The sequence below is a fragment of the Pseudoalteromonas sp. 0802 genome (assembly GCF_013350085.1).
Classification (GTDB): Bacteria; Pseudomonadota; Gammaproteobacteria; order Enterobacterales; family Alteromonadaceae; genus Pseudoalteromonas.
Genome location: NZ_JABVXE010000019.1, coordinates 25,502 through 46,781, shown reverse-complemented (window position 1 = coordinate 46,781; position 21,280 = coordinate 25,502). Strand labels below are relative to the sequence as shown.

Here is a 21,280-nt window from a genome sequence, read left to right as displayed (position 1 = left end):
TCAGTTTTTCTCTGTGTTCGCTAAGACTATTTCAACTTCGATGCCAAAGTTAAAAAGAACAATAAAATCAGTGCATTAAATTAAAATAGCGAGAATTAGGGGTAAATAACGCGATTTATTTGTTGCTGTTTTGCAACAAGCTCGGTGGTTGGTTTTACGCTTCTTTTAAAATCAATAACTTACAAAGATTAAAATGGAGACAATAGCGATTAACTCGGATTAGAAAACAGAAAAATTAGAAATTTGAAAATAAACTCTATCTGAACAACAAAACTTGAAGAAAAAAATCGAAATTAATTTAATTAATAACACATTGATTTAATTGGTTATTTAAATTTATTTATAAGTTAATTTTAATATTTATAGGGTTAAACCGGAGGAAATAGCCATTTTGTTGCAAAATGGCGAATTGGTATTAGTTATCCAACACAGAAAGGTCAATTAAGTGCTCTTTCATAAACGCTTTCATTTCATCTTCACTCGTATCAAGCTGTACACCGAACATAAAACCGCCTGCTCTTTTGCGCACGCTACATACTGTGCCATTAAGCTCACGTTTACTAAGTGTGATTTGGCAGCTTTGCCCTTTAAAAGCGCTTAAGTCATCCTTGCTATTAAGATCAAACTGCACGCCTGTGAGTGAAATATCTTTAATAAGCCCTGCCAGTTTTTGCTCTGCAATGACTAAGTTTGCAGGGAATAACGTAGGAATACGTGCTTCACTACGCAAACTATAAAGCTGCACTTGCTGAGGAAACTCGAGAAAAATTAAACGGTGAGGATGGGATGCCAAGGCGCTTATTTGCTGACGAAAAGCAATTACTTGCCCACCACCCGCTTCAAGTACCGCGCGTATAACGACCATCACCCCATCTTTGATGAAATCACTTCCATTTGCTAAACGCTTTGCTGATGGGTAATTGATAATGATGTACTGATCATTCATCAAACCAATAAACTCTGTTTTTACGCGTTTACTGTCGGTTGGTGTAGTAATTTCAACATCCACCAAGCTACCCGCTGGGATACAGGTTAGCTTTTCAAGATTACGTTGTTTTTGAGTTTTTGGCACAGTAATGCCTCCACTTCTAGATAATCACCTTACTATGGTTAGCCCCGCCAGAAGGTTGGCGTAAACAACACTAACAGGGTGAATATTTCTAAACGACCAAATACCATCGCAATAGTAAGTAGCCATTTTGCCGTATCAGAAATCGCTCCGTAATGAGCAGCGACTTCACCTAAACCTGGGCCTAAGTTATTTAAGCAAGCAGCTGTTGCTGAGAATGCACTGATGTTATCCATGCCGGTGCCCATCAGCGCCAACATGATAATGACAAACACCAAAGCATACGCAGAGAAGAAGCCCCAAACAGCTTCTACAACTTTATCTGGAAGTGCTTTTCGGCCTAATTTAATTGAATAAATAGCCCTTGGATGCACAAGACGATTGAGCTCACGAATACCTTGTAAGTAAAGTAAGAACACCCGCACGACCTTCATACCACCACCGGTAGAGCCGGCACAGCCGCCAATAAAACTTGAGAAAATAAGTAAAATAGGTAAGAACAGTGGCCATGCTGAGAAGTTGTCTGTCGCAAAGCCCGCGGTAGTACTCATTGATACCGCTTGGAACATAGCTTGATCGAGAGTCTCATCACCATCAGCATAAATATTATTTGATGACAGCACAGTAAAGCAGACAATGACCAATGCTAATTGAATCAATAAGAACACTTTGAATTCAGGGTCACGTAAATAAACACGAATGTTGCGCGAAGCTACCGCCGCATAGTGCAGCGAGAAGTTAATGGCTGCGATCAGCAAAAACACGACACAAATAAAGTTAATTAATGGGCTGTCAAACTGCCCCATTGATGCGTCGTAAGTAGAGAAGCCACCAATCGCAATCGTAGAGAACGCATGACAGATTGCATCAAACCAATCCATTCCTGCAGCCCAATACGCAAGCGTACAGGCTATCGTCAGCGATACATAGATATACCAAAGATGCTTTGCGGTATCGGCAATACGCGGTGTCATTTTTGAGTCTTTAACCGGACCAGGTGTTTCTGCACGGTATAGCTGCATACCACCGACCCCTAGCATAGGCAGTACCGCGACTGCGAGTACGATGATCCCCATACCACCTAGCCATTGCAGTTGCTGGCGATAAAAGAGGACTGATTTAGGTAGGTATTCTATGCCCGTAAGTACGGTAGCCCCTGTTGTTGTCAGCCCAGAAAAGGCCTCAAATACGGAGTCAGCTAAGGAAAGATTAGGCTCTTGTAAGAACACTAAAGGCACCGCAGCGAAGGTACCTAGTACCAACCAGAACAAGACTACAATCAAGAAGCCTTCACGGGCTTTAAGATCACCATGCTCATGACGGTTTGGATAATAAGCCGCTAAACCAATCACAACACTAAAGATAAAAGCGAGAACGAATGGCACACCACCACCGTCTTTGTAGATCAAAGACACCAGTGCCGGTGGCACCATAGTGATACTAAATAACGCCACCAGCTGGCCGAGAATTTTTATTATGGTACGAAATTGCATCTAGGCGTATCGCTTTCTTATTAAATGTTTAGCTAATACAGTTTATTGTCTTACAGCCTTAATTGTAAGTAAACGGAATGTATTATTTTTACATTTCAAACTTTTCTGACTTTTAGGCTAACTTCGCCATGAGTCAATTCATGGATATCATCAATCGCTTGCTCTGCCTGACGGCTATCGATTTCAATTTGCCATGTGATGTTCTCTGCAAATTGTTTTTCGATATTAAGCACCTGATACTGATTTTTTAATAACTGCTCAATTGCACCTTGTACGCTGTAATCGCTTTGACCAACTAGTTCAACACTCGGTACCTTGGTAATGGTTTTAAGCTCTCGCATGGCATTATTTAAACTACCGCCGTAAGCGCGAACTAGCCCACCTGTACCAAGCTTGATGCCCCCGAAATAACGGGTTACCACCGCTGTAATTTCACCAATACCAGAGCCTGTTAATACATTAAGCATTGGCTTACCTGCTGTGCCATTAGGCTCACCATCATCAGAAAAGCCATACACATGACTACCACCGGGGTTACCCGCAACATGTGCCCAGCAATTATGACGAGCATCGCTGTATTTATCTTGAATTTCTTTGATAAAGGCTTTTGCTGACGCAAGATCTGGGGTGTGGGCAATATGCACAATAAAGGTGCTTTTTTTGATTTCTTCTTGGTAAAAAACCGGCTCAGCCGGATATTGGTATTCAGACATAATTGCTTATCTAAAAAAATGGGGCCTATTGGCCCCGACATTCACTAACCTTTATCGTTAATCTAAGTGTAGATCACGAGTCATGTTTTCTAGGCTATCTTCATGAACGATAATATTATCTTCAATACGGATACCGCCAAACGGCTTAAGCTCTTCAACTTTTTCCCAGTTAATAAACTGTTTGTTGTCAGTTTGCGCAAGGTCACCTAATAACGAGTCGATAAAGTATAAACCAGGTTCAATAGTAAATACTTGGTTCTTTTCGATTAAACGAGTGCAACGTAGGAACGGATGACCTTCAGGTGGTGCTTGGTGCGCACCTGTATCATCAGCCATAAAGCCACCCATATCGTGAACTTGTAAACCAAGATGATGACCAAGACCATGCGGGAAGAACGTCGACGTAATACCACGCTCAACAATTTCAGCGGCTGGTAACTTCACAATATTAAAGTCGCTTAGTACTTGCGCTACACGCTGGTGACAATCTAAATGCAATTCACCGTATAACAAGCCAGGCTTTAATGCTTTACCTAAAGCGATTTGATGCTCAGTCATTACTTTAATTAAGTCGCTAAACTCACCTGACTTTTTAAAGTCATAAGTACGTGTGATATCAGCAGCATAACCATTAAAGTTTGCACCTGCGTCAATAAGGAAAGAGTGATGCGTTTGCGGCGCTTTAGGTTCAAAATGCGTGTAATGCAAAATTGCACAGTTCTCATTTAGTGCAACGATATTACCGTAAGGCATCTCGTTTTCACTCTGGCGGGTAGCCATAAGGTAAGCTTGCTGAATATCAAACTCTGAACCACCAGCAAAAAACGTATCACGTGCTGCTTTGTGCCCATCTACCGCGATACGGTTAGCTTGGCGTAAACACTCAAGCTCATACTGCGTTTTATAAGCACGATGAAAATGAAGGTAGTTCATAACTGGCTCTGGATTCATAATGCTAAAGCCCAGCGCTTGCGCTACTTCTAGGTATTCACCGATATAAGCATATTTAGCTTTATCATAAGGAAGCAGCTTTTCTACCTGATCTGGCTGTACTAATAATTCAATATCAAAATACTCAGCCCAAAAATCACGTGGTTCGTCAGGTACTTTATGCCAAAAGTCCACTGGACGATAAAAAATCAGTTTCGGCTTAGATGCACCATCAACCACAATCCAACAATGTGGGTTGTCGATCACTGGTAACCAAGCTTTAAATTGCGGATTCACCTTAAACGGATAATACATGTCATCTAAAAATTGACGTTTAGCCTGACCTGAGTGAATTACTAACCCTTCTAAACCTTCACGCTCTGTAATTGTTCGAGTGCGTTGTTGCAAGGTTGCAATATGTTCGGCGTATAACACCGCTAATTTATCCATAGTAAACCCATCTTTAGTAAATTTAACTTGTTAGCAGTCTATCATAGCCAGCACTATCCCCCAACTGAGGGAGGATAGTGTGACAAATCGAGTTTAACCACCCATCGACATATCAAGAATTGGCGCTAGAACATTGCCATCGCGTCCTAATCGAGTGTGATAAACCTGTCTGTAAGCAAATACATTCTTAACGTAGTTTCGTGTTTCTGTATAAGGAATTAACTCAATCCACAGCTCAGCTGGCATAGCTTGCTCTGGGATCCAGCGTTTAATACGATGATAGCCTGCATTATACGAGGCCGTTGCCAGGATTTCGTTGCCATGATTTTTCTTTTTCAAATACTGCAAATACTCACTACCAAGACGAATATTAGTACGAGGCTGGTATAACTGCTTACGCGACACTGAACTCTTATTCATATATTTAGCAGTACTTGGCAACAACTGCATTAAACCATGGGCATTGGCATGAGAACGCGCATCGGGCGCAAAAGAACTTTCACGGCGTGAAATTGCAATGCTCCAAGCAACATCAATATGGCTGCGACTGCTATATGTTGCAAATACATCTTTGAACGCAAATGGGAAGCGTAAGTCGACATAGTCCCACTCTTTTAACTGCGCTAAGGTATAGATAGTACTGTCGTACCAATCAAGTTCAGCTGCAAGTAATGACGCAGCAAGCTTTTCTTCTTTGGTTGATGTATCCGTTAAATAATTCCACTCACGACGCGCAGATGTAAAGCGCTCAAGCTCATATAAAGCACGAGCTCGCTTAAAGCCTGGAGCATTCGCCACTTCAAGCTTTAGCTTATTACTAATATTTATCTCTTTGTTATTTAAGCTAACCGGAATACCTAAGCGTGCAGATGCTAAAAAGCCGTAATAATCACGCTCTTTAGCCACTGTTTGCCAGATTTCACGAGCACGTTCGACTTCACCACGTTGGTTTAAGCTATATGCTAACCAATATTGTTGACCTAGGCTCAGGTTTTCTTTGCCTGTAAAAAACGCCACAATGCCAGACCAATCTTGTCTCTCTAACATATTGCCAAGTTGCCATTGCATTAACTTTCTAGTTTGACGGTCTTTAGGCACTTTATTTAACCAAAAGCGCGCTTGCTGGTGGCCACTTGAAGCAAGCGACAAGGCAAAACTGTAGTAAACATCCGCTTTTTGCTCGTCTGTGTAATCGAACATGGTTTCGAGCTTTTCCCAGGCACGCAGTGCAAGGTCTTTATCTCGCCATACTAGGCGCTTAACTCCATAAATCGCAATCTGCCCTTCTTTAGCAGATTTTTTCTTGTAGCGATAAAGGCCCGCTGAAGCACTCGGATCTTTGCGTACCTTTAAATATAAATCAGCTAAATATTGGTCAGCACGAGGCAGTAATGTTTTTAAGTATGGAATTAAACTTGATGAGCCCCCTTCGGCAGCCAAGCTAATGCGCTGCCAAACCCGCTCTTCGGTCTGGTAACCTTTTTTCTTCCAAAGAGAGAACAACTTATCGCACTCTTTTGGTTGTGATTTTCCTACCACCCATAAATCAGTCACTTGATTCATGATGGCTTTTTCAGGCGCACCTAAGTCCAATTGAAAACTTAAATAAGGACAGGTCAATTCGTTATTGCTTGTTTCGCGATAGTTACGAATATAAGCCGCTTTTTTGTTGTACTTTTTTAAGTAATTAAGCCATGCCTTACGTACAGGCCACTCTAGTGGCGTGTTTTGGTAAACATTGAGGTAGTTTTCGATTTCTGTCTGGTGTTTAAGGCTCGGATTACGTTGCCAATAAGCCTTTTCGACATAAGGTTTCAAAGGGTGATCAAGCCCACTTGCCGCCTCTTTCATGTCTTGATAATCACCGTAACGCGCCTTTTTTTCTGCTTTTAAAAAAGCGTCATGTTTATCGTTGGCTTCAGCTACAAAAAAAGGAAAAAGTAATGCGGCAGCTGTCCAACCAAGGAGTTGTTTTTTCATGATGACCTTTAACAAAAATTAAAGAATTAATAACAAAAAACTTCTCCTACACCTTAGCACCAAACCAGCTATATTTTAACCAATCGCGATAAAGCGCAGTAAATTTTTCGTTGCATTTTCATTTTAAAGCAAGCACACTGATTGAAATGCAAACTCATCGTACCAGTCTTAGTTAATAAACTAGGGAGAATAATAATGTTATATAAAAGCGATTCATTTGAAGTTGCTTTCATCAAGGACAACATCGCCGAGTTTAAGTTCTGTGCAGACGGCTCAGTAAATAAACTTTCGCAGCAAACCTTGCAAGATTGCGCTTTAGCATTAAAAGAATTGGCAACAAACTCAGATATCAAAGGCATGGTGTTCACCAGCGATAAAGATCATTTCATTATCGGTGCCGACATTTTCGAATTTTTACCTACCTTCACTAAACCTCAAGAAGAACTTGTTGCATGGATCAAAAATGCAACTGACGTTTTTGATGCAATTGAAGATTTACCTTTCCCAACGCTAAGTGCTGTAAACGGCATGGCGCTTGGCGGTGGATGTGAGTGGGCACTCGCTACCGATTACCGCGTTGCTAGCTCTAACGCTAAAATTGGCCTACCTGAAGTTAAACTAGGCATCATGCCTGGTTTTGGTGGTACAGTTCGCCTTCCACGCCTTATTGGCGCTGATAATGCGATGACATGGATCACTACAGGTAAAGAAAACCGCGCTGCTGATGCCTTAAAAGTAGGTGCTTTTGACGCAGTAGTTAGTGCTGACAAACTTTTAGAGTCAAGTATTGCAACACTTGAGCAAGCAATTGCTGGCAAGCTAGATTGGCAAGCAAAACGACAAGTAAAATTACAGCCACTGAAAATGAACCGTGTTGAGCAAGGTATGAGTTTTGCGATGGCTGAAGGCATGGTAATGGGTCAGACAAAAGGTCACTACCCAGCACCTGTTATGGCTGTAAAAACAATCAAAGCTGCAGCAAACTGTGAACGCGCTGAAGCAATGGCGATTGAAAACGCTAACTTTGCTAAATTAGCAGCAACAAGCGAAGCTGCTGCACAAACAGGTATTTTCTTAGCTGACCAATACATTAAAGGTAAAGCGAAGAAGCAAGCTAAACACAGTGAACTTGAGATCAAACAAGCAGCTGTATTAGGCGCAGGTATTATGGGCGGCGGTATTGCATATCAGTCTGCTTATAAAGGCACACCTATTATCATGAAAGACATCAACCAAGATGCTCTTGGTTTAGGTATGGGTGAAGCATCTAAGCTACTTGGCAAAAAAGTACAACGTGGCCATATGGCGATGGATAAGATGGTTGCTACCTTAGGCAAGATCAAACCAACACTAAACGATGCGGACCTACAAAGCGCAGACATCGTTGTTGAAGCTGTGGTTGAAAACCCTAAAGTGAAGCAAGCTGTTCTTGCGGGCCTTGAAAAAGACTTACCAGCGGGCACTATCCTAACTTCAAATACCTCAACAATTCGTATTGACGAGTTAGCATCGGCACTTGAAAAACCAGAAAACTTCTGTGGTATGCACTTCTTTAACCCAGTGCCAAAAATGCCATTAGTAGAAATCATTCGTGGTGAAAAAACATCAGAAGCTACTATTAATGCGGTTGTTGATTACGCATTAAAACTTGGTAAATCACCAATCGTTGTAAACGACTGTCCTGGTTTCTTTGTAAACCGCGTACTATTCCCTTACTTTGCAGGTTTCAGCAAACTTGTTGTTGAAGGTGCTGACTTCACTAAAGTTGATAAAGTGATGGAAAATGTATTTGGTTGGCCTATGGGGCCTGCATATCTTCTTGATGTTGTAGGTATCGATACAGCTTACCACTGTACTGGTGTAATGGCTGACGGTTTCCCTGAGCGTATGGCTCGCCAAGATAAAGACCCAGTTACTGTATTTGCAAACGAAAAACGCTTTGGTCAGAAAAATGGTGCAGGTTTCTACCAATACGCGCCAGACCGTCGTGGTCGCCTGAAAAAAGCAAAAGATGCAACAGCAACAGAGTTACTAAGTGCTATCACTGATGCACCTAAAGATTTCGACAAGCAAGAAATCATTGACCGTTGTATGATCCCGATGATCAACGAAGTACTACTTTGTTTACAAGAAGGTATCGTAGCGTCACCACAAGAAGCTGACATGGCGCTAATTTACGGCATTGGTTTCCCTCCATTTAGAGGCGGTGCATTCCGTTACTTAGATCAAACTGGTTTAGCGAACTTTGTTGCGACAGCAGACAAATACGCTCACTTAGGTGCGATTTACCAAGTATCAGATGAAACTCGCAAGTGGGCCGAAGAAGGCCGTGTATTCTATAAGGTGGAAGGATAAGAAACATGAATAATCCAGTAATCGTAGATTGTATCCGCACACCAATGGGTCGTTCAAAGAACGGCGTATTCAAAAACAAGCGTGCGGAAGATTTAAGTGCTCACTTAATGAAAGGTTTGTTAGACCGTAACCCAGCCGTTGATCCAGCATCAATTGATGATATTTACTGGGGCTGTGTACAACAAACTTTAGAGCAAGGTTTTAACATTGCTCGTAACGCATCACTACTAGCCGGTATCCCTCACTCAGTACCAGCTGTTACTGTTAACCGTTTATGTGGTTCATCAATGCAAGCATTACACGATGCAGCACGCGCTATTATGACTGGCGCTGGTGATACCTACATCATTGGTGGTGTTGAACACATGGGTCACGTACCTATGACTCACGGTAATGATTTTCACCCTGGTTTATCAACGTCTGTAGCACAAGCTGCTGGCGTAATGGGTTTAACTGCAGAATACCTTGCTACGCTGCACGGCATTAGCCGCGAGCAACAAGACGAATTTGCTTACCGTTCACACCAACGTGCACACGCAGCAACTGTTGAAGGTCGCTTCCGTCGTGAAATCCTGCCAATGGAAGGTCACGATGCAGATGGTTCTTTAATCTTAGTTGAAGACGATGAAGTAATCCGCCCAGAGACAACTGTTGAAGGCTTATCGCAACTACGCCCTGTATTCAATCCAGCATCAGGTAGCGTAACGGCAGGTACTTCTTCTGCACTGTCTGACGGCGCGTCAGCAATGCTTGTAATGAGCGAAGAGAAAGCAAAAGAACTTGGTTTACCAATTCGTGCGCGTATTAAATCAATGGCTGTTGCAGGTTGCGATCCATCAATCATGGGTTACGGCCCAGTTCCAGCTTCGCAAAAAGCACTTCAACAAGCAGGTATCACTATTGACGATATCGATGTTGCAGAGCTTAACGAAGCATTCGCAGCACAATCTCTACCAGTGTTAAAAGACCTAGGTCTGATGGATGTGGTAGATGAGAAAGTTAACCTAAATGGTGGTGCAATTGCACTTGGTCACCCACTTGGTTGTTCTGGTTCACGTATTAGCACAACGCTTGTTCACCTAATGGAAGACAAGAACGCTAAATACGGTCTAGCAACTATGTGTATTGGTTTAGGCCAAGGTATTGCAACTGTATTTGAGCGCGTAGAATAACGAGCTCACACCAAACATCTTGGTGATAAAAAGGCGCACTGATTTGCTCAGTGCGCCTTTTTTATTTGCTTTGCTTTCGCTTATTGAAACTGGCGGCAATAGAAAGTTAAAATAGCCGCTTAATAATCGTCTCTTTCACCTAAAAGGTCAGCCATGAGTTTTGATAATCCCGATCACCAATTAGATGCACTTGGCCTTCGTTGTCCAGAACCTGTTATGATGGTACGTGGCGCAGTACGTAAAATGAAAGATGGCGAAACCTTACTTATTATCGCCGACGACCCATCAACCACCCGCGATATCCCAAGTTTTTGTACTTTTATGGATCACACTCTCGTGGCTAAAGATGTAGAACAAGCACCGTATCGATACTTGGTGAAGAAAGGGTTATAACGAGCTTGTAGGTTGGGTAGAGCGAAGCGAAACCCAACGTAACTGCAAGTTGATGGCAACAAATTAAAGTTCGTGAAATTCAACTTTTAATCGAAATTAAGCTATTCTTATCATTTAACATTCAAGGATGAATGTATGCGATACAGAAGAATATTAATCCCCGGGGGCACCTATTTCTTTACTCTAGCGATTGCGCAAAGAAACTCAGCACTTTTAACTTCAAACATCACTCAGCTACGCTCAGCTTATAAAAGTGTGTTTAAGTCACACCCTTTTACAACGCTTGCCATTGTCATTCTTCCAGATCACTTACACGCTATTTGGCAACTACCCGCTGGGGATTGTGATTATGCAAAACGGTGGCGGTTAATTAAGTCTAATTTTTCTAGACAGCTAAATAATTGCGAGCATAAATCGCCTAGCCGTATTCAGAAATGTGAACGAGGTATTTGGCAGAGACGGTATTGGGAGCATTATATAAAGGACGAGCAAGACCTAATGAACCATATTAATTATATTTACTTCAACCCTGTGAAACATAAATATGTGAATCAAATTGAAGACTGGCCATTTTCGTCTTATAGGAAGTTGAGTGAGTCACCTGCTTTTAATTTGTCAGGTGATGAGTTTGATATCGCACTTAATCTTTATGAAGATTGATGAGAAGGCTGGCGCTTTGTTCTAACGCTAGCCTAACCAGTGTGTTGGGTTGAGAGCAACGAAACCCAACATGTTGTAGATACTTTTCTTCTGCGATATATCGAACATTCCCGATAGCTAATCCGCTGCAGAGTTAGATACCGCAGCTAATCTTCAAGGTGAGTGTATGCGTTGGGTTTCGCTCCGCTCTACCCAACCTACCAGCGCAGAGCTTTACTTTCGAGTTACTGTCACTTTTGGTTGATTACTATTGCGGTAATTAAAGCTCACTACATACACACCTTTTGCAGCGGGTTTAAAGCTGAAATAATTGTAGATGGTATTACAGTCTGCATTGGCGGCTTGGCCTAGCACTAATGATTGCCCTGCTGGGTACATATCACTGTAACCACAGTTATAGCCTTCGCTAAAATCAGCATCCGCTACTTTGAATTCATAAACCTTACCTGGTGTTGAAAACTTAACGTCGGTTTGAAATATGCCCGGGGCAACTTGCTCTAATTGATACTGCGGCTCGGCATCCCACAAGGTAAAATCACCACGTAAATACATAGTACGGTCAAGCTCTTTGCTTGGCAGAATATCGTCGATGCTTGGCATTTGCATTTGGCTAGAACAGGCTGTTAATAAGCCTGCTAATGCTAAAGTAATTACACGTTTCATTACTGTTCCTTTTGCTACAAAAAAGCCAGCACTGAGCTGGCTTTTATTAATTGGCTACTGCTTACTTCTGAAGTACAGAAATATCAGCAATATCTAAAAACAGACGGCTTAGTTGGCTTAACAATGCTAAACGATTTTGTTTAACCGCTTCGTCATCGGCCATTACCATGACGTTATCGAAGAAGTTATCAACACTCTCACGGATACCCGCAAGTTGTGATAATGCCTCTTGGTAATCGCCATTTGCATATAAAGGTGCAAGCTCAGTTGCAAACTTAGCAACGTGTGACGCTAATACTTTTTCTGCGTCATCGCTTAATAGGCTCTCATTCACATCACCTTGTGTTGTGATGTCATTCTTAGCCAAGATATTGCTTACACGTTTATTTGCTGCTGCAAGCGCTTCTGCTGCGTCTAATGTACGGAAGTGACTTACTGCTTTAACACGGCGGTCGAAATCAACTGGTTTAGTTGGGCGACGTGCTAGTACGGCTTGAATGACATCAACTTCAATACCTTCATCTTGATACCATGCGCGGAAACGACCTAGCATAAACTCAAATACATCTATTGATACGTTCAGGTTTGTTAGCTTTTCACCGAATAGCGTTTGTGATTTAGCAACAAGGTCTAAGATATCTAGCGGTAATGATTTTTCAACCATGATGCGTAATGCACCAATTGCTGCACGGCGAAGTGCAAATGGGTCTTTGTCGCCTTTTGGCGCTTGACCAATACCAAAAATACCCACCAGCGTATCAAACTTATCAGCAATAGCTACCGCACAGCTGATCACATTTGTTGGTAAGTTATCACCCGCGAAGCGAGGCATATATTGTTCGTTTTGCGCGAGTGCAACTTCTTCAGCTTCACCGTCGTGACGAGCGTAATGCATACCCATTACACCTTGTACGTCGGTAAACTCCATGACCATTTCGGTCATTAAGTCTGTTTTACTTAATAAACCTGCTCGCTTAGCAAGCTCTGCATCAGCACCTAATTGCTCAGCAATGTAACCTGCAAGTTCACTAATACGCTCAGATTTGTCTTTCAACGTACCAAGTTGCTTTTGGAATAAAACAGTATCTAGAGACTCTAAGCGACTCTCTAGCGTTTTCTTCTTATCTGTTTCGTAGAAGAACTGTGCATCCGCTAAACGAGGACGAACAACTTTTTCGTTACCAGCAATTACCACGCTTGGATCTTTACTTTCGATATTAGAAACAAATAGGAACTTGTTAAGTAAGTTGCCATCTTGGTCTAATAGCGGGAAGTACTTTTGGTCGTCCTTCATGGTATAGATAAGCGCTTCTGAAGGAACATCTAAGAATGCTTCTTCGAATGTTGCTGTCAGCGTTACTGGCCATTCAACCAAGGATGTTACTTCTTCAAGTAAGTCTTCATCCATTGCTACTTTAGCATTTACAGCGCTAGCTGCTGCTTCAATCTGTTCGCGAATTTGTGCTTTACGCGCTTCGAAGTCAGCGACAACGTAAGCAGATTTAAGAACATCAAACACATCATCAGCGTGGTTGATTGTTACTTTTTCTGGATGATGGAAACGGTGACCTTGTAATTGGTTGCCAACTTGCTTACCAAGGATTTCGCCTTCGATCAACGTGCTACCAAATAAGATAGTCGCTGTGTGCACAGGGCGAATAAATTGTGTTTTATTTGCACCCCAGCGCATTGGTTTAGGGATAGGTAATTTAGCAAGTGCTTTGTTTACTGCATCACTCATAAGCGATGTAGTTGCTTGACCTTCAACCTGTGCTTTATGTAATAACCAAGCGCCTTTATCTGTCTCAAGTGTTTGTGCATCACTTACATCGATACCACAACCACGAGCCCAACCCATTGCTGCTTTTGTTGGATTACCATCGGCATCAAAAGCAGCTGCAACTGCAGGACCACGCTTTTCTACAACCTTGTCACTTTGCTTAGCCTCAAGTGCAGTAACACGCAAACCTAAACGACGTGGTGATGCGTACCAGTTAACGCCTTGGTGATTTAATTCTAAGCTTGCAAGCTCAGTTGCTAAGTTCTCAGCAAACGACTCAGCAAGTTTACGAAGTGCTTTCGGTGGCAACTCTTCTGTGCCAATTTCTACTAATAAATTTTCTGCTGACATGCTAATTCTTAATCCTTACAAAGCGGGAAACCAAGAGCTTCACGGGCATCATAGTAACTTTGCGCACATGCTTTAGATAAAGCACGAACACGTAAGATATAACGTTGACGTTCTGTTACTGAGATAGCGTGACGAGCGTCTAATAAGTTAAACGCATGTGATGCTTTCATTACTTGCTCATAAGCTGGTAATGGTAGGCCTGCTTCAATTAGCTTTTCGCTTTCTTTTTCACAGTGATCGAACTGTGCAAATAAGAACTCAACATCCGCTTGTTCGAAGTTATAAGCTGACTGCTCTACTTCGTTTTGATGGAATACATCACCGTATGTCACACGACCCATAGGGCCGTCTGCCCATACTAGGTCATAGATACTATCTACGCCCTGAATATACATTGCTAAACGCTCAAGACCATAAGTGATTTCACCGGTTACTGGTGAGCACTCTAAGCCACCTACTTGCTGGAAGTAAGTGAACTGAGTTACTTCCATGCCGTTTAACCAGATCTCCCAACCCAAACCCCATGCACCTAATGTAGGCGACTCCCAATTGTCTTCTACGAAGCGAACTTCATCAGTTAGTGTATCAATACCAACAGCAGCTAAAGAGCCTAAATAAAGCTCCTGGATGTTTTCTGGTGATGGCTTTAATACTACTTGGAATTGGTAGTAATGCTGTAAACGGTTCGGGTTTTCACCATAACGACCATCAGTTGGACGGCGGCATGGTTGAACATACGCGCTCGACATTGGCTCTGGGCCAATCGACTTTAAGAAAGTTAACGGATGAAATGTCCCTGCTCCCACTTCCATATCAAGTGGTTGAGCAATCACACAGCCTTGCTGTGCCCAATAGTCCTGTAAAGCCAGGATCAAACCTTGAAAGGTTTTAACGTCATATTTTTGCATATTTGGCTTATAGTATCTGGTGCGTTTAGTCTGAAAATTGCTCTCAGTATACCTTGTGTGCAGTAAGGTTTTAAGCAGTTTGTGCTTTTTCAGCAATAAAAAAAGGAGCCTGTAGGCTCCTTTTTAATTCTTAATTTAGCGTTATACGTCTAGGTTAACTACACGTAGCGCATTCGTTTCGATGAAGTCACGACGCGGCTCAACTTGGTCACCCATTAGAGTCGCAAACAATTGGTCTGCAGCTACTGCATCTTCAATTGTTACTTTCAACATACGACGAGCATCTGGGTCCATAGTGGTTTCCCAAAGCTGATCAGGGTTCATCTCACCAAGTCCTTTATAGCGTTGAATATAAAGGCCACGTTTCGATTCATTGATTAACCACTCTAATGCATCCACAAAGTTATCAACAGCAAGAGTTTTCTCACCGCGTTGAACATATGCCCCTTCTTCAAGTAAGTTAGCAATGTTTACGCCTGTCGCTGCAATGCGTTTGTAGTCACGCGATGTGATGAAGTCATGGTTTAGTACATGTGCTTTATCCACACCATGCTGACGAATATTCACAACAGGATAATACATGTTGCGCTCAGTATCGTGCTCAGTGCCCGCATGGAAGATAGTTGCATCTTCATCACGTGCAATTAAGTCGTCAACTAGCGTGTTAGTCCACTCTTTAACTTTTGCTTCATCTACTAAATCAGCTTCGGTAATTTCGCTTTGATAGATTAAACGTTCCATAACCGAGTTTGGATATTTACGTTTTAAGCGCTCAATCACTTTAACTGTATTTTGATAGTCGTGAACGATTCTTTCTAGCTCTTCACCTTCAAGTGCAGATGAACCTTCGCTTGTATAAAGTGCAGCATTATTTAATGCTAATGATGTTAAGTAATCAACAAGCGCTGGATCATCTTTAATGTAGCGTTCTTGCTTACCTTTTTTCACTTTATAAAGTGGTGGTTGCGCAATATAGATAAAGCCTTTTTCTACAATCTCTGGCATTTGACGGTAGAAGAAAGTCAGTAGTAAGGTACGAATGTGAGAACCATCCACGTCCGCATCGGTCATGATAATGATACGATGATAACGTAGCTTTTCTGGGTCATATTCATCACGACCAATACCACAGCCTAATGCAGTGATTAGAGTTGCTACTTCTTGAGAAGAAAGCATCTTATCAAAGCGTGCTTTTTCTACGTTAAGAATCTTACCTTTAAGTGGCAAAATTGCTTGGTTTTTACGGTTACGACCCTGCTTAGCTGAACCACCTGCAGAGTCACCCTCCACTATGTATAGTTCAGAAAGTGCCGGATCTTTTTCTTGGCAGTCTGCCAATTTACCTGGTAAGCCAGCTAAATCCATTGCACCTTTACGGCGTGTCATTTCACGTGCTTTACGTGCTGCTTCACGAGCTCGTGCTGCATCAATAATTTTGCCAACAACTGTTTTAGCATCAACAGGGTTTTCTAATAAGAACTCTGTTAATTTTTCTGCCATTGCTTGTTCTACAGCAGACTTAACTTCACTTGATACTAGTTTGTCTTTAGTTTGTGATGAGAACTTAGGATCAGGTACTTTAACACTTACAACCGCAGTTAAGCCTTCACGAGCATCATCACCCGTCGCATTGCTTGTTGTTTTCGCTTTTTTGTTAAAGCCTTCTTTTTCCATGTAGTTATTTAGCGTACGCGTTAATGCAGCTCTAAAGCCAGCTAAGTGCGTACCACCATCACGTTGTGGAATGTTGTTTGTGAAACAGTAAATGCTTTCTTGGAAACCATCGTTCCACTGCATTGAAACTTCTACACTAATACCGTCTTCTTCACGCTCATGGGTAAAGTGGAAAACACTTTTATGTACAGGTGTTTTGTTACGGTTTAGATATTCTACGAATGCTTGGATACCACCGTCATATTTGAAGTGGTCATTCTTAGATTCTTCACGCTCATCAGTAAGAATGATACTTACACCAGAGTTTAAGAACGAAAGCTCACGCAAACGTTTTGCTAAGATATCGTAGTGGAAGTTAAGGTCACTGAATGTTTCACCACTTGGCCAGAAACGTAATTCAGTACCTGTGTCTGTTGCGTCACCAATTATAGCTAATGGCGCATCTGGTACACCCATAGTATATGTTTGTTGGTGAATTTTGCCTTCACGACGAATGGTCAGTTGCAGCTTTTCAGATAGTGCATTTACTACCGAAACACCTACACCGTGTAAGCCACCAGATACTTTATATGAGTTATCATCGAACTTACCACCAGCATGAAGTACCGTCATGATAACTTCAGCCGCAGAAACACCTTCTTCTTCGTGAATAGATGTAGGAATACCACGACCGTTATCTCTTACAGAGACTGAACCGTCTAAGTGAATCGTTACAAAAATATCATCACAATGACCAGCTAAGGCTTCATCGATAGAGTTATCAACAACCTCAAACACCATATGGTGAAGGCCTGTACCGTCATCGGTGTCCCCTATATACATTCCTGGACGCTTTCTTACTGCGTCTAATCCTTTAAGTACTTTAATACTCGACGAATCGTAATTCTCAGACATGGTTAATCCCACTTATCTTGTTATTAGGTTGCCATGTTTCACGTGGAACATTTTTAGTTCTCGTTGCATGGGTTCCACCACAGCAGAAATACTTTCAGATAAAATTGATGAGATAAAAAGTTGCGAATCGCAATGAGTCAAAAGTTGACCCACTTTTTCTTTTGTATCTTCACCTAGTTCTGAAGGTAAGTCATCTATTAGCAATATAGATTGCTTATCTGTTTCTGACTCAATTAAGCTATTTTGCGTTACTTTTAACGCATAAAGCAAGAGCTTCAATTGACCGCGTGAAAAGGTATTTTCTACACTGTTACCAGAAACACTAAAACTAAAATCAGCTTTATGCGGACCTTTACTTGTGAAACCTTGTTTGGCATCACGTTCAAAGCTTTGCTCAAGCGCCTCTGAGAGCGTTTCACTCTCTTTCCAGCCCGCATGAAAGTTAATTTCTAAATCGCTTACAAGCGTTAATTCTGCACACATTTTATCAAAAAACTGCTGCTTAAACCTACTTATATACGCGATTCTTAGATTATTTATTTGTTCAGCTAGTCTAACAAATTCTTTATCCCAAAACTTGATCTGCTCGAAATAATCTCTAGGTTTACTTTTTAATAAAGCATTACGTTGTTTCAGTACTTTATTAAAAGACTGCCACAGATAAAAAAAGTCATGTTCCACGTGGAACAATCCTAAATCGAGAAATTTTCTACGCTCTTTTGGGCCACCAAAAAACAATGAATAGCTTTCTGGAGTAATCACTTGCACCGGCACTAGCTGAGCTAATTCAGAGATTTTACGGCTCGTTTTTCCCTGAATCTTTAAAGACGTTTCACCCGCTTGGTTTTTGCTTATACCAATCGGAATAGACAAATCATGCAGCGCTTTGCGACCATGAATCACAAACTTGTCTTGTTGATGCTGAATGATATTTTTATGTTTGGCGGTACGAAATGATTTACCGTGAGAAAGGAAATATATCGCCTCAAGGAGACTGGTTTTTCCGCTGCCATTTTCGCCATAGATAATGTTTATGCCATTAACCGGCTCAAGTGTCAGCGCCTCAATATTCCGAAAATTATTGAGGCTTAAATGACTTAAACTCATATAAGCTTATAGGCGCATCGGCATTACAACGTACATAGCTTCTTCGTCACCTGCACCTTCAATTAGCGCACTGCTATTAGAGTCTGCAAGCGTAAAGGTTACATCTTCTGTTTTTAATGTATTAAGTACATCAAGTACATAAGAAACGTTAAAGCCAATTTCAAGTTCGCCGCCTTGGTACATTACTTCAACCACCTCTTCAGCTTGTTCTTGCTCAGGGTTGTTTGCTGTAATTTTTAATAAACCTTCAGACAAGTTTAAACGTACACCACGGAATTTTTCATTCGATAAAATAGACACACGTTGGAAAGCACTGCGCAACCATTCACGGTTAGCAGTAATCACTTTATCACCACCACGTGGCAATACTCGACGATAATCAGGGAAACGACCATCAACTAGTTTACTAGTAAATGTAAACTCAGTATCAATAATACGAATATGGTTAGCACCAAATTGAATGGTTACTAGCTCATCATCAGCCACCATTAGGCGCATAATTTCTTGCACACCTTTACGTGGAATAATTAACTGACGCTGTGTATTTAAAGACTGTGGTAATTGCTTTTGTGCAATTGCCAAACGGTGGCCATCTGTAGCCACTGTTTTAATATCTGCGTTATCAACTTCAAATGACATACCGTTTAAGTAATAACGTACATCTTGATTCGCCATAGAAAAGTGCGTGCTTTCTAAAAGTTTACGCAATTCTAAACGCGTTAGTTGAAATTCAACTTCACCATCCCACTGCTCAAGATTCGGAAAATCTTCAGCGGCCAGCGTAGTTAAAGAAAAACGGCTTTTACCACTTGTTAGTAGTAACTGATGATCTTGGCTACTTAACGTAAGGTCTGAGCCATCAGGTAAACTTTTACAAATATCGAGTAACTTTTTAGCTGGTAAAGTGAGTTGCGTATCTGTGGTATCTTCACCGACAAACACACTCGCCACTAACTCAATTTCAAGATCAGTACCCGTCATCGAAAGTTGCCCGTTTTCAACAACTAACAGTACGTTCGATAAAATCGGTAAGGTGTGCTTACGCTCAATCGCACCAGACACTTGAACCAAAGGTTTTAAAAATTGCTCTCTTGATATTGTTATTTGCATAATAAAGTCGGCCTTAAGATGACAAGGTTCTTATTAAGTTTTGATAATCTTCTTTCACTTCGTGGCTTTCGTCACGTAGTGATTTAACTTTACGACAAGCGTGTAATACAGTTGTGTGATCACGACCACCAAAGGCGTCACCAATCTCAGGTAAACTGTGATTTGTAAGTTCTTTTGATAATGCCATGGCCACTTGACGTGGTCTTGCTACTGAACGGCTACGGCGTTTAGAGAGTAAATCTGATACACGAATACGGTAATACTCAGCAACAGTGCGTTGAATATTATCTATCGTTACCAATTTATCTTGCAGCGCAAGTAAGTCACGTAGCGCTTCTTTTACAAAGTCGATTGAAATCGGACGACCAGTAAAGTTTGCATTAGCAATAACGCGGTTTAACGCCCCTTCTAATTCCCGCACATTTGAACGCAACTTTTTAGCGATAAAAAAGGCAACTTCGTGAGGTAAATTGATTTTACTTTGCTGCGCTTTTTTCATCAAAATAGCAACGCGCGTTTCAAGTTCTGGTGGCTCAATAGCAATTGTTAAGCCCCAACCAAAACGTGATTTAAGGCGATCTTCAACCCCTTCTATCTCTTTAGGATAGCGGTCTGAAGTTAAGATAATTTGTTGATTTCCTTCAAGTAAAGCATTGAAGGTATGAAAGAACTCTTCTTGTGAGCGTTCTTTATTAGCGAAAAATTGAATGTCATCGATCATCAATGCATCAACACTTCGGTAATAACGTTTAAATTCTTCTATGGCATTATTTTGTAGCGCTTTAACCATGTCTTGCACAAATCTCTCTGAGTGCATATAAACAATTTTCGCGTCTGGCTTATTAGCCATAATACCGTTACCAACAGCGTGTAATAAGTGAGTTTTACCTAAGCCAGTACCACCGTATATAAATACAGGGTTAAATGCTGAACCTGGGTTATCTGCAACTTGAGTCGCTGCAGCTTTTGCTAATTGGTTTGATTTACCTTCAACAAAGCTATCAAAGGTGTAATTTTCTTTAATGTTTGATTTATAGCCTGATTTTGGTGCAGGTTCGACCGCTGCTTTTTCAGGTTTTGGCTGTTGTTTTTCGGCAGTCTGTTGGGTAACAGGCGCGCTTGTTTCTGCTGCAGCCGGTGCTGATGCCACTTGGGCATTTAAAATAGGTTTACTACCAACATCAAAACGTAATTCAGGTGCTTCATCACCACAAATTTCAACGAGTAGTTCATTAATACGGTTTAAATACTTTTCTCTCACCCAATCCAAAACAAAACGGTTAGGTGCATATATAGTCAACGTATCTTCGGTACTTTCTGCTTGAAGTGGTCTTACCCACATACTGAATTGCTGTGAAGGCAATTCATCTTGCAATACATATAAACAACTTTGCCAAACCGACAGATACACAGTTAAACTCCCAGAGATTTAATTTTTATTCCCGTTCATCTTTAATGATGGAAAATCAAACATTTATTGCTAATCTTTGACCAACTTTCTTGGCCCAGACCGACTATTATGAAGGTACTTTATCCACAAGTACAAGATTGATTTTTATGAAAAATATGATCTCAGCA

General features: G+C 41.4%; 17 protein-coding genes. 4 read left to right on the top strand and 13 right to left on the bottom strand.

The genetic code is table 11. From position 1 onward, the window contains the following. Nucleotides 1-415 precede the first annotated feature (415 nt). The 6 genes from HUS61_RS18220 to HUS61_RS21935 form a co-directional block, all read right to left on the bottom strand. The gene (locus HUS61_RS18220) at nucleotides 416-1,072 is read right to left on the bottom strand and encodes a flagellar brake protein (RefSeq protein ID WP_175083297.1); all 657 of its coding nucleotides are present in this window, start codon (nucleotides 1,070-1,072) and stop codon (nucleotides 416-418) included. 38 nt (nucleotides 1,073-1,110) lie between these two features. Next, nucleotides 1,111-2,562: a TrkH family potassium uptake protein gene (locus HUS61_RS18215; protein WP_054563770.1), complete on the bottom strand. Its 1,452-nt coding sequence runs from the start codon at nucleotides 2,560-2,562 to the stop codon at nucleotides 1,111-1,113. A gap of 95 nt (nucleotides 2,563-2,657) precedes the next feature. Continuing rightward, a complete protein-coding gene (locus tag HUS61_RS18210; RefSeq protein WP_063529145.1) occupies nucleotides 2,658-3,275 on the bottom strand; it encodes a YigZ family protein in 618 nt (205 codons plus the stop codon). 57 nt (nucleotides 3,276-3,332) lie between these two features. After that, nucleotides 3,333-4,655, bottom strand: coding sequence for a Xaa-Pro dipeptidase (gene pepQ, locus HUS61_RS18205; protein ID WP_175083296.1), 1,323 nt, complete (start codon nucleotides 4,653-4,655; stop codon nucleotides 3,333-3,335). Nucleotides 4,656-4,748: 93 nt separating this feature from the next. Next, entirely contained in the window at nucleotides 4,749-5,453 is a 705-nt protein-coding gene (locus tag HUS61_RS21940) for a transglycosylase SLT domain-containing protein (protein WP_353956870.1), read from the bottom strand. Nucleotides 5,454-5,527: 74 nt separating this feature from the next. Further along, nucleotides 5,528-5,578: a KxYKxGKxW signal peptide domain-containing protein gene (locus tag HUS61_RS21935; RefSeq protein WP_350338391.1), complete on the bottom strand. Its 51-nt coding sequence runs from the start codon at nucleotides 5,576-5,578 to the stop codon at nucleotides 5,528-5,530. 1,252 nt (nucleotides 5,579-6,830) lie between these two features. Here HUS61_RS21935 and fadB point away from each other — a divergent pair. From fadB to HUS61_RS18180, 4 genes are all read left to right on the top strand, one after another. Then, a complete protein-coding gene (gene fadB, locus HUS61_RS18195) occupies nucleotides 6,831-8,990 on the top strand; it encodes a fatty acid oxidation complex subunit alpha FadB (RefSeq protein ID WP_175083294.1) in 2,160 nt (719 codons plus the stop codon). A gap of 5 nt (nucleotides 8,991-8,995) precedes the next feature. Next, nucleotides 8,996-10,162, top strand: a complete 1,167-nt coding sequence (fadA, locus tag HUS61_RS18190) for an acetyl-CoA C-acyltransferase FadA (RefSeq protein ID WP_054563765.1) — start codon at nucleotides 8,996-8,998, stop codon at nucleotides 10,160-10,162. A 153-nt stretch (nucleotides 10,163-10,315) separates the two neighbouring features. Continuing rightward, entirely contained in the window at nucleotides 10,316-10,555 is a 240-nt protein-coding gene (gene tusA, locus HUS61_RS18185; RefSeq protein ID WP_054554785.1) for a sulfurtransferase TusA, read from the top strand. 135 nt (nucleotides 10,556-10,690) lie between these two features. After that, nucleotides 10,691-11,215 carry an REP-associated tyrosine transposase gene (locus HUS61_RS18180; RefSeq protein ID WP_175083293.1) on the top strand — a complete coding sequence of 175 codons (525 nt, stop codon included), beginning with the start codon at nucleotides 10,691-10,693 and terminating at the stop codon, nucleotides 11,213-11,215. A 213-nt stretch (nucleotides 11,216-11,428) separates the two neighbouring features. Here the strand turns inward: HUS61_RS18180 and HUS61_RS18175 are convergent, their stop codons facing one another. The 7 genes from HUS61_RS18175 to dnaA all read right to left on the bottom strand — a co-directional run bounded on the left by HUS61_RS18175 (nucleotide 11,429) and on the right by dnaA (nucleotide 21,113). Beyond that, the gene (locus HUS61_RS18175; protein WP_175083292.1) at nucleotides 11,429-11,878 is read right to left on the bottom strand and encodes a hypothetical protein; all 450 of its coding nucleotides are present in this window, start codon (nucleotides 11,876-11,878) and stop codon (nucleotides 11,429-11,431) included. Nucleotides 11,879-11,939: 61 nt separating this feature from the next. Further along, nucleotides 11,940-14,009 carry a glycine--tRNA ligase subunit beta gene (gene glyS, locus HUS61_RS18170; protein WP_175083291.1) on the bottom strand — a complete coding sequence of 690 codons (2,070 nt, stop codon included), beginning with the start codon at nucleotides 14,007-14,009 and terminating at the stop codon, nucleotides 11,940-11,942. A gap of 8 nt (nucleotides 14,010-14,017) precedes the next feature. After that, nucleotides 14,018-14,917 (bottom strand): glycine--tRNA ligase subunit alpha, encoded by a 900-nt coding sequence (gene glyQ, locus HUS61_RS18165; RefSeq protein WP_054554789.1) that lies wholly within the window; start codon nucleotides 14,915-14,917, stop codon nucleotides 14,018-14,020. Between the two features lie 141 nt (nucleotides 14,918-15,058). Further along, nucleotides 15,059-17,485, bottom strand: coding sequence for a DNA topoisomerase (ATP-hydrolyzing) subunit B (gene gyrB, locus HUS61_RS18160; RefSeq protein ID WP_175083290.1), 2,427 nt, complete (start codon nucleotides 17,483-17,485; stop codon nucleotides 15,059-15,061). Nucleotides 17,486-17,497: 12 nt separating this feature from the next. Continuing rightward, nucleotides 17,498-18,592: a DNA replication/repair protein RecF gene (gene recF, locus HUS61_RS18155; protein ID WP_054563761.1), complete on the bottom strand. Its 1,095-nt coding sequence runs from the start codon at nucleotides 18,590-18,592 to the stop codon at nucleotides 17,498-17,500. A 6-nt stretch (nucleotides 18,593-18,598) separates the two neighbouring features. After that, the gene (dnaN, locus tag HUS61_RS18150; protein WP_054563760.1) at nucleotides 18,599-19,702 is read right to left on the bottom strand and encodes a DNA polymerase III subunit beta; all 1,104 of its coding nucleotides are present in this window, start codon (nucleotides 19,700-19,702) and stop codon (nucleotides 18,599-18,601) included. A 13-nt stretch (nucleotides 19,703-19,715) separates the two neighbouring features. Continuing rightward, complete coding sequence (gene dnaA / locus HUS61_RS18145) at nucleotides 19,716-21,113, bottom strand: chromosomal replication initiator protein DnaA (RefSeq protein WP_175083289.1); 1,398 nt, start codon at nucleotides 21,111-21,113, stop codon at nucleotides 19,716-19,718. Nucleotides 21,114-21,280 lie beyond the last annotated feature (167 nt).

Excerpts from the sequence above, each read along its gene's own strand:
- HUS61_RS18215 (WP_054563770.1), bottom strand. The coding sequence starts at position 2,562 with ATGCAATTTCGTACCATAATAAAAATTCTCGGCCAGCTGGTGGCGTTA.
- HUS61_RS18210 (WP_063529145.1), bottom strand. The coding sequence starts at position 3,275 with ATGTCTGAATACCAATATCCGGCTGAGCCGGTTTTTTACCAAGAAGAA.
- pepQ (WP_175083296.1), bottom strand. The coding sequence starts at position 4,655 with ATGGATAAATTAGCGGTGTTATACGCCGAACATATTGCAACCTTGCAA.
- fadB (WP_175083294.1), top strand. The coding sequence starts at position 6,831 with ATGTTATATAAAAGCGATTCATTTGAAGTTGCTTTCATCAAGGACAAC.
- fadA (WP_054563765.1), top strand. The coding sequence starts at position 8,996 with ATGAATAATCCAGTAATCGTAGATTGTATCCGCACACCAATGGGTCGT.
- tusA (WP_054554785.1), top strand. The coding sequence starts at position 10,316 with ATGAGTTTTGATAATCCCGATCACCAATTAGATGCACTTGGCCTTCGT.
- HUS61_RS18180 (WP_175083293.1), top strand. The coding sequence starts at position 10,691 with ATGCGATACAGAAGAATATTAATCCCCGGGGGCACCTATTTCTTTACT.
- HUS61_RS18175 (WP_175083292.1), bottom strand. The coding sequence starts at position 11,878 with ATGAAACGTGTAATTACTTTAGCATTAGCAGGCTTATTAACAGCCTGT.
- glyS (WP_175083291.1), bottom strand. The coding sequence starts at position 14,009 with ATGTCAGCAGAAAATTTATTAGTAGAAATTGGCACAGAAGAGTTGCCA.
- glyQ (WP_054554789.1), bottom strand. The coding sequence starts at position 14,917 with ATGCAAAAATATGACGTTAAAACCTTTCAAGGTTTGATCCTGGCTTTA.
- gyrB (WP_175083290.1), bottom strand. The coding sequence starts at position 17,485 with ATGTCTGAGAATTACGATTCGTCGAGTATTAAAGTACTTAAAGGATTA.
- recF (WP_054563761.1), bottom strand. The coding sequence starts at position 18,592 with ATGAGTTTAAGTCATTTAAGCCTCAATAATTTTCGGAATATTGAGGCG.
- dnaN (WP_054563760.1), bottom strand. The coding sequence starts at position 19,702 with ATGCAAATAACAATATCAAGAGAGCAATTTTTAAAACCTTTGGTTCAA.